The sequence below is a fragment of the Candidatus Hakubella thermalkaliphila genome (assembly GCF_013281975.1).
Taxonomy (GTDB): Bacteria; Actinomycetota; Humimicrobiia; order Hakubellales; family Hakubellaceae; genus Hakubella; species Hakubella thermalkaliphila.
The window spans coordinates 1-567 of the sequence record NZ_BLRZ01000462.1 but is presented as its reverse complement, the minus strand read 5'-3'; the positions used below and the strand labels follow the sequence as shown (position 1 = coordinate 567).

Below are 567 nucleotides of genomic sequence, written 5' to 3'. Positions count from 1 at the left end.
TGATGAGCCGAGAGGCAAAGTTGAGCCAGACACGTCGGCAGGAATTACGCGCTTGTTTAAAGATATTAACGCAAGGTGAACTACATTTGGTATCGCTACACATAACAGGGAACTTTACAGGAATACAGGGCGGAGAGTGTTAAGGATTGACGGCGGCAATATGGTCGGGGAGGAGATAGGATAATGTATCTTTTATATTCGTTCAGACTTGCCCTCCAGAGCTTATGGCGTGAAAAGTGGATAAATCTCCTCTCAGTGCTGACAATCGCTGCAGGGCTGTTTATGATCACACTCACATTTTTTGTTGTCTATAACATAGACCTTGCAACAAAAAGACTTCCTGCAAGGTTCTCAGTAATGCTTTACCTGAATGACGGGCTGTCAGAGCAGGAAACAGGGAATGTAATTGCGCAGTTGAAAAAGAATAATGCCGTTGAACAGGCAAGATATATATCAAAGGATAAGGCACTGGAGGAATCAAAAGGCGTTTTAAAGACTGCAGATTATATTCTTGAGGGCATTGACGAAAACCCTCTCCCTGCATCAATTGAGATCAAGCTTAAGAAA

Annotated in this window: 1 protein-coding gene; it reads left to right on the top strand. The window is 43.0% G+C overall.

Going from position 1 to position 567, the window contains the following annotated elements; all coding sequences use genetic code 11:
* Positions 1–183 precede the first annotated feature (183 nt).
* Positions 184–567, top strand: a 384-nt coding sequence (locus HW443_RS12720; protein WP_176238390.1) for a cell division protein FtsX, incomplete at its 3' end; no start/stop codon positions are given.